General features: G+C 41.3%; 7 protein-coding genes and 2 pseudogenes. 5 read left to right on the top strand and 4 right to left on the bottom strand.

Annotated features, from left to right (window positions below; genetic code table 11):
• Positions 1–1,681 (top strand): MobA/MobL family protein (locus EKM70_RS10850; protein WP_125547742.1); only part of this gene is annotated, 1,681 nt, incomplete at its 5' end.
• Positions 1,682–1,864: 183 nt separating this feature from the next.
• Positions 1,865–2,248 (top strand): annotated as a pseudogene (locus EKM70_RS10840) (ArdC-like ssDNA-binding domain-containing protein); the annotation flags it as partial.
• Here EKM70_RS10840 and EKM70_RS10835 read toward each other — a convergent pair.
• Positions 2,232–2,462 (bottom strand): hypothetical protein, encoded by a 231-nt coding sequence (locus tag EKM70_RS10835; protein WP_225354318.1) that lies wholly within the window; start codon positions 2,460–2,462, stop codon positions 2,232–2,234. The pseudogene EKM70_RS10840 and the gene EKM70_RS10835 overlap by 17 nt on opposite strands.
• Positions 2,463–2,602: 140 nt before the next feature.
• On the opposite strand from EKM70_RS10835, the gene EKM70_RS10830 reads away from it, so the two are divergent.
• Positions 2,603–4,495 carry a mucin-binding protein gene (locus EKM70_RS10830; RefSeq protein ID WP_125547740.1) on the top strand — a complete coding sequence of 631 codons (1,893 nt, stop codon included), beginning with the start codon at positions 2,603–2,605 and terminating at the stop codon, positions 4,493–4,495.
• A gap of 247 nt (positions 4,496–4,742) precedes the next feature.
• On the opposite strand, the pseudogene EKM70_RS10825 reads toward EKM70_RS10830, so the two are convergent.
• Positions 4,743–4,973, bottom strand: a pseudogene (locus tag EKM70_RS10825) (transposase); the annotation flags it as partial.
• 182 nt (positions 4,974–5,155) lie between these two features.
• On the opposite strand from EKM70_RS10825, the gene EKM70_RS10815 reads away from it, so the two are divergent.
• Positions 5,156–5,740, top strand: coding sequence for a recombinase family protein (locus EKM70_RS10815; protein WP_041095704.1), 585 nt, complete (start codon positions 5,156–5,158; stop codon positions 5,738–5,740).
• 261 nt (positions 5,741–6,001) lie between these two features.
• Here the strand turns inward: EKM70_RS10815 and istB are convergent, their stop codons facing one another.
• Positions 6,002–6,748: an IS21-like element helper ATPase IstB gene (gene istB / locus EKM70_RS10810; protein WP_125547738.1), complete on the bottom strand. Its 747-nt coding sequence runs from the start codon at positions 6,746–6,748 to the stop codon at positions 6,002–6,004.
• A gap of 1 nt (position 6,749) precedes the next feature.
• Positions 6,750–7,973 (bottom strand): IS21 family transposase, encoded by a 1,224-nt coding sequence (gene istA / locus EKM70_RS10805; RefSeq protein WP_125547736.1) that lies wholly within the window; start codon positions 7,971–7,973, stop codon positions 6,750–6,752.
• A 268-nt stretch (positions 7,974–8,241) separates the two neighbouring features.
• Between istA and EKM70_RS10800 the strand changes: the two genes are divergently transcribed.
• The gene (locus EKM70_RS10800; RefSeq protein WP_002825823.1) at positions 8,242–9,447 is read left to right on the top strand and encodes an NAD(P)/FAD-dependent oxidoreductase; all 1,206 of its coding nucleotides are present in this window, start codon (positions 8,242–8,244) and stop codon (positions 9,445–9,447) included.
• Positions 9,448–9,673 lie beyond the last annotated feature (226 nt).

Here is a 9,673-nt window from a genome sequence, read left to right as displayed (position 1 = left end):
AGATAATCCGCACGCACATGTGATGTTAACTAACCGACCATTTAACCCAGACGGAACATGGGGAATCAAGAGTAAAAAGCAATATATTTTAGATGAGAATGGCAATAAAATGTATACCGGAACTAGCAAGTACCCTAAGAGTAGAAAGATACTGATGGTCGATTGGGATAAGAAAGAAAAAATAATTGAATGGCGTCATAATTGGGCAGTTAGTGTCAATCAGGTTTTAGAGCAAAAAAATATTCCGGATCGGATCAGTGAAAAATCTTTTGAAAATCAAGGAATAGATGAAGTTCCAACTCAACATGAGGGAATCAATAGTAAGCGGAGTAAAAGGAAAGAATTTAACCAACAAGTTAAGAAATATCGTAAGACCAAAGCGAATTATAAAAACAATCAAGAAAAAGTAATTAATCGAGGTCACTTAGATAGCCTAAGTAAACACTTCTCGTTTAACGAGAAAAAAGTGGTCAAAGAGTTAAGCCACGAACTGAAAACTTATATTAGTTTGGAAAGTTTAGATGATAAGCGGCGCATGCTATTTAATTGGAAAAATAGCACCTTAATTAAACATGCAGTTGGTGAAGATGTGACTAAACAATTATTGACAATTAACCAACAAGAAAGCTCATTAAAAAAGGCAGATGAACTCTTAAACAAAGTGGTCGATCGTACCACGAAAAAACTTTATCCAGAGCTTAATTTTGAACAGACCACGCAAGCTGAAAGACGAGAATTAATTAAGGAAACCGAAAGCGAGCAAACAGTTTTCAAAGGCAGTGAATTAAACGAACGTTTAATGAATATTCGTGATGATTTATTGACCCAGCAATTATTGACCTTTACCAAGCGGCCATACGTTGGTTTTAAGTTATTAATGCAACAAGAAAAGGAAGTCAAAATCGAGCTTAAATATACGCTGATGATTCATGATGATAGCTTAGAAAGTCTAGAACACGTTGATCAAGGTCTACTAGAAAAGTATTCACCAACCGAGCAGCAAAAGATTACTCGAGCAGTCAAAGACCTACGGGCAATCATGGCCGTTAAGCAAGTCATTAAAACGCAATACCATGAAGTATTGAAAAGGGCCTTTCCCAAAGGCGATTTAGATGGATTGCCATTGATTAAACAGGAACAAGCCTATACAGCCGTGATGTACTATGATCCTGTTTTAAAGCCATGTCAGGCTGAAACAATTGAACAGTGGCAAGCAAATCCACCACAGGTGTTCAGTCCCCAAGAACATCAACAAGGACTAGCTTATTTATCGGGACAGCTTAGCTTAGATCAGTTAGAAAATCATCACTTACAACGGGTTTTAAAGCATGATGGCACTAAACAACTCTTTTTGGGTGAATGCAAAGCCGATCCGACGATTAAGAACAGTCAGATCGAGAAAATCCAAAAGCAGTTAAAAGGGCAACAAGCCAAGGACGACCAGTACAGAAAAGAAAATATCGGACATTATCAACCGCTAAATTACAAGCCAGTTAGTCCAGACTATTACTTAAAGACGGCCTTTAGTGACGCAATCATGACTGTTCTATATGCTCGTGATGAAGATTACCAACGACAAAGACAGGCGCAAGGTTTAAAGAAGACTGAGTGGGAAATGACGAAAAAGCAACGGCAACACCAAACTCGAAACCGGCATGAAGATGGGGGCATGCACTTGTAATCTAAATGTAAAATTAAAGGAGCCTATAAGTATTTAAAAGAAATTACTGAAAATGGGGCTTATTATCAAGTGGCTTGGCAAAAATTAGCCGATGGCTACGTTGCCCTTTATGGCACGACCCCGATTCAAATAAGATCATTGCCAACATTGAATGATATTTTTGAAGATGAGGAGGGGTAACTTATGCCAAATAAAGCAGATGTTAAGGCTTGGAAAGCACAATTAGTCGCCCAGGCTGAACAGCAAATCCTAAAATTAACTGATAGTGACCAATTTAAAAAGTATCTCAATACCCTGGCTAAATTTCATCGTTATAGCGCCAGAAACATTGATTTAATTTATGCGCAAAATCCTCAAGCCACTCAAGTCGCCGGTTTTAAGCAATGGCAGAAGGCTTTTAACCGCACCGTCAACCGGGGCGCAAAAGCGATTCGGATTGCGGCTCCGATCATTAAGAAGCTAACACCAGCCGAGCAGAAGCGTCTTGATACCACCGATGAGCGCGCCATTGTCGGTTATCGCTATCTACCCGTCTTTGATGTGGCACAAACTAGCGGTGAACCAATATCTGATTATGATCAATAGGGATCATACCAACGTAGAAGTTGTTTAAATCAATAACGGTCAAAGAATTAGGAACACGCAGTTTAAGCACTTCTTGGGCTAAAGCTTTCATATTATAGGCATTATTATCAGATATTAAAGTAATATCACTGCCTTCACAAAGGTAGAAATCTGCTGAAGCAACATTACCAAGTAGCTGAAAAGTTGACTGATTCATGATATCTCCCTGACTATTTACAAAAAAGTGCTTTATTTTGCAGAATTAGGTATGTCATTCTATTCTAAAAGTATATAATTAAAAGTAGATTAAAAGTAGATTAAAAGTAGGTCAGCTCAATATAAGGGAGGGAATTTATAATGGGAGAAAAGAAATTACATTATAAAATGTATAAAGATGGCAAAAAATTCGTTTTTGCCGCAATTGCTACAATGTCTTTTGTTGTCTTCGGTGGGGTATCAACGGTAGCAGTTCATGCTGATACCACCTCAGGGAACTTAACTGCCGCCACTGTAAAAAGCACTAGTGATACGAAGAGCGCTGCTCAATCAGCAGCTACTGTAGCAAGCAGTGCCAGTGATAAGAAGAGTGCTGCTCAACCAGCAGCTACTGTAGCAAGCAGTGCCAGTGATAAGAAGAGTGCTGCTCAACCAGCAGCTACTGTAGCAAGCAGTGCCAGTGATAAGAAGAGTGCTGCTCAACCAGCAGCTACTGCAGCAAGTAGTAGCAGTGCAACGAAGGCCGATTCAACCAGTGCAAGTAGCAGCAGTGCAATGAAGGCCGATTCAACTGGTGCAAGTAGTAGTGCAGGAAAGGCCGATTCAACCGGTGCTGGAACAACAGCCCGGACAGCAACAAATGGTGATGCAACCTTTCCTGCTGTTGTTAGCCCAGTGGTGCCGGGATATGTAGCTGATAAAGCGCAGGTAGCTGCCGTAACTGTGGATGCCGATTCACCAGATGTTAATGAGACCGTGACATACACGAAAGTCGGATCATTGGTACCAAGCTCAAGTGATCAGAACTTCCCTGGAGCACCAACAGTAGTCTATCCAAATGACCCAAGTGATGCGACAAAGGTTACACCAGCCGGTGTACCGACGGTACCAGGTTATACAGCACATGATCCAGAAGGTCATGTTTTGACACCAGGTAGCAGTTATCAGCCAAGTGATCCGACGAAAGATACAACGATCACCTATACAGCAGATAAGCAAAAAGGTAGTGTCAGCTACGTTGATGATACGACTGGAAAAACTTTAAAGACGGACTCAATCTCAGGAACAACGGGTTCAAAATCCAGCTATAGTACCAGCGGTAGCATTGCCGATTATAAGACACAAGGGTATGAGTTGGTCACCGATGGCTATCCAGCAGAATTGACGTTCGACAATGATGACACAACTGATCAGAATTTCACGGTTCACTTGAAGCATCAAAACATTCAGTCTACAGAGGCCAAAACCGTTACAGAAACTATTCATTATCAAGGCGCTGGTAATCAAACTCCTGCTGATAACACCGCTCAAGTGACCTTTACGCGTCAAGTCTCAACTGACGCAGTAACTGGGGAAAAGACGTATGGTCCTTGGTCAGCAGATCAAAGCTTTGCCGCAGTCACAAGTCCTGAATTAAAGGGTTATACAGCTGACAAGGCGCAAATTGACAAGCAAACAGTTAATGGGGACTCAAAGGACTTAGAATTCACGGTTACCTATACCAAGACTCCAGTTGCTGGCGGTAACGTCACAGCTAAGTATGTTGATGAAAACGGCAATCCAATCGCTGACGACGTTATTGCTTCTGGTAATGTAGGCGATCCATATTCAACGACCCAAAAGGATGTGCCAGGCTACACCTTCAAAGAAGTCCAAGGGAACCCTACGGGGAGCTTTACGGATCAGGATCAGACTGTTACCTATGTTTACACGAAGAACCCCGCAACAGATAACAATGGCGGCACTGGGCTCAATCAACCGGGGAAGCCAGGTAATGGTACGGACACAGGAAATTCCAGTTCTAACCAACCAGGGAATCCTTCCCAGCCAAGTAACGCTACTAACAATGGAGTAATCAATACGTCGACTAATACAGGATCTAAAGTTAACAACGGTGCTGTTAATTCACCAGAATTACCTCAAACTGGTGAAAACAATAGTCAAAGTCAAACAATGTCATTTATTGGTATTTTGTTGGCAATGTTTGGAAGTTTACTCGGTTTTCTTGGTATCAAGAAACGTCGTAATGATTAACCATTAAATAAATATATCTGTAGTGAATATAGATTATTTAAAGAGGGCCCTGAAGAATATTATTATTCTGGCTCTGTGTCAAATGGTGTTGATTAATAGTTTTTATCTTTTGAAAGGTCCACTCTTCGGAGTGGGCTTTTTGTTATTGAACCGAAAAACTCCGTTTGAGAAGTCAGATGGCCGCAATTATGCTCTGTAGCCCTGTTTTTGGGCACACTCCTCCCCGGGGTGTCGTACACTGACTTTTCTAGGCAATCAGTTGGTAGATCCGTTCAAACATGCGCTCTTGATTGGCAAATCCATAACAGCTGCGCTTTAGCGCTTTGATCTTACGGTTAATGCCTTCTAGTGGGCCATTTGAAAGCTTGGTTTGAGAAGCATTCAAAACGCCTCTGAGGTTTTTCCTCAGTGTGGCAATGGCGATGTCCATTGGCTCACCGCACGACCTGTAGGTCTTGATGAGGTTACTCAGGCGCTCTGGGTCTAGAATTTTTGGTGTTGGAAAGTATTTCCATTCCAAAAGTACTAGGCCCTAATTTAAAAAGCCATTGATAATGGATCAAAACGGCCACTAGGGTATACCCTAATGGTCTTTTTTATTTCTGTGCTATACTAGGAATTACAAGTGTTCATTAGAACTGTCCAAAAGGAGAATTGGAAATGGCTAAAATCGGTTATGCGCGTGTGAGTTCCAAGGAGCAACATTTAGATCGACAGTTAGCGGCTTTAAAAGACGTTGATAAATTATTTACGGATAAATTAAGTGGGGCTAACACTAATCGGCCAGAACTGCAAAAAATGCTGGCCTATATTCGTGAGGGTGATATTGTAATGGTCACTGAATTAGATCGCTTAGGCAGAAACAATCAGGATTTAACTAAAATCATGAACTCCATTCAAAATAAGGGTGCCACCCTAGATGTGTTAAATTTGCCGTCCATGACCGGGATTGCTGACCCAAATTTACGTCAACTGATGACCAACTTGATTATTGAACTCTATAAGTATCAGGCCGAAAGTGAACGTAAGCGAATCATTGAGCGCCAGCAACAAGGGATTGCCTTAGCTAAGCAGCAGGGTAAATATCATGGGCGCAAACCCCAATATGCCAAAGATGATCCCCGTTTGCAACACGCTTTTAAGCTTTATCAAACGGGTATGAGTGATGTAGATGTTGCCCGTAATATAGGGATTAAACGGACGACCTTTATCAGATATCGAAAGAAATTCAATATACAAAGATGATGTTTACATGAGAGAATCATAGCAGAGCGGACCACTTGAAACTTCTAACTCCACTAAAATCCGAGAAATGACCAAGAAAAATGACAACTCTTCGAATATTGTTACTTCAAATTAAAATCAAAAATGATTACCTTAAAAATTGAGTTTTTTTAATTAAAATAATATTATTTTATGCTGTGTTATCCGCAATTCTAAATCTGGTGTCAAGGGCGGCGTAAAAATGTAGGTTTATGGCGGTTAAAAAATGTAGGTTTGTGGCGGTCAATCGGCTCCCTTAATTCGATAAGATTTACCGGTGATTTTAATTACGTAGGCATGATGAACCAACCGATCTAGAATAGCGGCAGTAACAGTCGGATTTTGAAAAGTTTCGACCCAGTTTGAGAGGTCGCTATTACTTGTAATAATGGTTGAATGCCGCTCATACCGTGCATTGATCAATTGAAACAAAAGATTGGCTTCATCATGATTGATCGGTAAATAACCGATCTCATCAATGATCAATAGCTCGTAGCGGGCATAACGACTAATGTTACGGTCTAACGTCCCTTTAGCATCAGCTGCCCGTAAATGCGCCAATAGTTCATGACAGTTGATAAAAAAAGCTCGTTTACCCTGATGACAAGCCTCAATACCGATACCAATCGCTAGATGCGTTTTCCCCACACCAGGACTACCAATGAAAATCAGATTCTTGTGTTGTTCGAGAAAGGCTAGGTCCTGAAAGCCTAAGATCTCTTGCTTATTAATACTGGGTTGAAAATTAAAATCAAAGGCGCTCAGGGCCTTCGCCTGAGGAAAACGGGCCCGTTTGATGATTCGCGCTATTTGTTGGCTTTGTGTCCAGGCCAATTCAGTGTTCGTCAGCTCAAGCATGGCATCGGTAAATGAAAGCTGTTGCCCGTTGATCTGATCAATATATTCCGGCAAATAGGCGTGCATCTTACTTAATCCTAGAATATCGAGATTATTGAGTAACGCTTGGAATTTAGTTGTTGTTTGTCGCATGTTACACCTCGTCATAGGCACTCATATGGGCCGCAATATAAGCTTTGATGTCCATCTCACTACGTCCCTTAAGTAGATCTGAACCAAGAATATTGATCTGGTCATCCTCGTTGTAATTAAATTGCTGGGTTGTAATATCGTGCGCGCGAATCAATTCTCCGTTATAATAAATTTGGATGTGATGTTCATCATCAGACAGTTCAATATTGACTGTCCGTCCGATATACCGTGGATCCACGGAGTATTTGCATTTGCGAAAGATAACCATTGATTCCTTCGACACGACACGGGTAATGTCTTCTTCGAAGAAGGGTTTAAGTAGGTCATCTGGTAGCTGGTGCAGGTACTCTTTTTCTTCGGCCAGCCACTTATCTTGTGGGATTTCGTTGGTGGCCTGTGAGACCTCATGATTAAGTTCATCGCAGAGATCGTCAACTAAGTTAATCAACTCAACCCCATCACAGAACTCATAATTGTAGGGGCGTAGACGTTCAACGGTGCGAGCTAATGCTTCAACTGAGCCTTTAGTTTGTGGTCTAAAAGCGCGACAAGCGATGGGTTTATAGCCGGCATCCTGACTAAACTGACGAAAACGTTCATTGAAAACGGGGTGACCAAAGTTTGATTTTGAATGGTCAACGACTTGCTTCATGTTATCGAACCAGATCTCAGTTGGTACGCCGCCGGTGTGCCAAAAAGCGTCATCAAGGCAATTAAATAAAGTATCTTGGCTGCGTTCGAAAATCAAAGTCAAATATTTTAATTTTGAGTAAGGTAAGACATATAGAAAAATATTAAAATGATAGGGCTTATTTTCCTTGTTGTAAAGCGTCATCTCCTCTTTCCAATCAACTTGGGCTGAAAGACCAGCAGTGTGTTCAACTCGGATCGTTGCTTTGTGCGTTCGCGCTTTACGAATAGAGGCACAATAGGTTTTAACGATCGTATATTGACCCTGAAAACCTTTCTTCTGAATGAACTTAAAAATCACCATGGCTGAACAGTTCAGTTCAAGTTTGGCCTTGATAACATCACGATAGGGATCAAGCAGGCTAGGGCGTTGCTTTTTCGGTTTCTGTGGCTTGGCGTCACCTTCCTTTACTTCTTGATAAGCTTTCTTGGCAGTGCGATAGTCAACGTCATATTGTCGGCTTAAAGCGGCATAATTGGGTTCGATATCATTATCCACGTAACGTTTCACTCCTTCTCTAATGTCGTGTCTCACATCATTAACCTCCCCGATTAAGATGTGATTAATGGTATCAAAAAATGTAGGAAAACCGACAATTTCTCACCGCCCTTTTCCTACATTTTATAACTGCCGTTTACATCTGGATCATAGTGATATTTGATAGCTTTGTAGCAGTATGTAAATAAAATTATTATTCTGATAAAAGCAAGCAACGATTGACAATTCTGAGCGTTATTTTTCGAATCATGGCGTTTTTATATTACAATGATCCTAGAAAAAGTAAAGTTATGGAGGCGATTAGATGAGTGATTTGGATCAGACAAACAGCTATCGATACGTCATTGTTGGTGGCGGAGTGGTTGCTGGCTATGCCATCAAGGGAATTCGACAGGAAGATTCAGAGGGTGAGATCTTAATTATTTCGCAAGAGGCGGATGTCCCATATGAACGACCGGCACTGAGTAAAAAACTATGGCTAGATGATGAATTTACTGAAGAGAACATTCAGATTGGTGCTGAAAATTATCCCAATGTGACTTTTAAGTTCAAGACAACGGTTACGGCTATTAATCGGCAAGATAAGGTCATTACATTGGCCGATAGTGAGCAAATCAAGTATGAACAGCTATTGCTAGCAACTGGCGGAGAACCTAGACAAATCCAGGGACCTTCTGATCCACATGTGCTAGTCTTTAGACAGTGGTCAGATTATCGCAAGTTACGTAAATTTAGTGGTCCGAACAAGCGAGTTGTGATCATTGGTGGTGGATATGTTGGTACAGAGCTCGCATCGTCACTGACCCAAAATGAGACTGAAGTTACGATGATTTTTCCAGAAAAAGCGCTGGGTGAGGGTAAATTTCCTGAGTCTATTCGGACTGAGTATGAAGCCACGTTCAAACGCAATGGTGTCACACTGATGAGTGGTCAGTTTGTCCAATCATATCAACGCCAAGGTGACCACTTGACTCTATTGACAAAGGATGGTACGGTGATCGCAGCCGATACGATCATTGTTGGGTTAGGCGTTACGCCGCGGATTAGTTTAGCTGAAGACAGTTGTTTGGATTTAGCTGATGGTGGTGTGAAAGTTAATGAGTATCTCAATACTAGTGACCCAGCCATCTGGTCTGCTGGAGATATTGCCTCTTATCCAGATCACATCTTGGGTCGGCAACGGATTGAGCACGTGGACCATGCCCGACTTTCTGGTGAATTAGTTGGCCGTAATATGGCAGGTGCTCACATGAGCTATCAGCATACCCCATACTTCTATTCCATGATTTTTGATATTTCCTGGCAAGCAATCGGTAATATTGATCCTAAATTGCAATTGATTTTTGATCGGCGAACGCATGGATCGCTTGTCTATTTCATAGATACCGATAAGTTAGTTGGTGTTTTAGTTTGGAATGTTAAGGTGAATCTTGATGATGTTCGCGCATTGCTTGCGAACGCTCCAGCTACAGATGATCTGGTGGGCTCCATTCGAGAGAAGAAGGCTTAGTATCTGGATGAGATATCGGTGAATCATTGCGTCATCACGAATGTACTTTAGAACAAAATGGCCATCATTAACGATGGCTCAGTAGCAAATAAAAACTAGCCTTGAGTCATTTTAAAGTGCATGAAGTGCAACACAAAAGTTAGACAAAAGGTAGATTGTAAAATTAATCCGAACGCTGTTCGGACAAAAAAGATCAGCTTCCTTTAAAATGGTGTTTACCACAAAC

Origin of the sequence: Levilactobacillus lindianensis (assembly GCF_003946095.1) — a bacterium.
Classification (GTDB): domain Bacteria; phylum Bacillota; class Bacilli; order Lactobacillales; family Lactobacillaceae; genus Levilactobacillus; species Levilactobacillus lindianensis.
Note: the sequence above shows the minus strand (reverse complement) of the source record. Positions and strands in the feature narration are given on the sequence as shown.

What these genes read in the sequence shown, in the direction of transcription:
- EKM70_RS10835 (WP_225354318.1), bottom strand. Translation starts at nt 2,462, where the DNA reads ATGAATCAGTCAACTTTTCAGCTACTTGGTAATGTTGCTTCAGCAGAT.
- EKM70_RS10830 (WP_125547740.1), top strand. Translation starts at nt 2,603, where the DNA reads ATGGGAGAAAAGAAATTACATTATAAAATGTATAAAGATGGCAAAAAA.
- EKM70_RS10815 (WP_041095704.1), top strand. Translation starts at nt 5,156, where the DNA reads ATGGCTAAAATCGGTTATGCGCGTGTGAGTTCCAAGGAGCAACATTTA.
- istB (WP_125547738.1), bottom strand. Translation starts at nt 6,748, where the DNA reads ATGCGACAAACAACAACTAAATTCCAAGCGTTACTCAATAATCTCGAT.
- EKM70_RS10800 (WP_002825823.1), top strand. Translation starts at nt 8,242, where the DNA reads ATGAGTGATTTGGATCAGACAAACAGCTATCGATACGTCATTGTTGGT.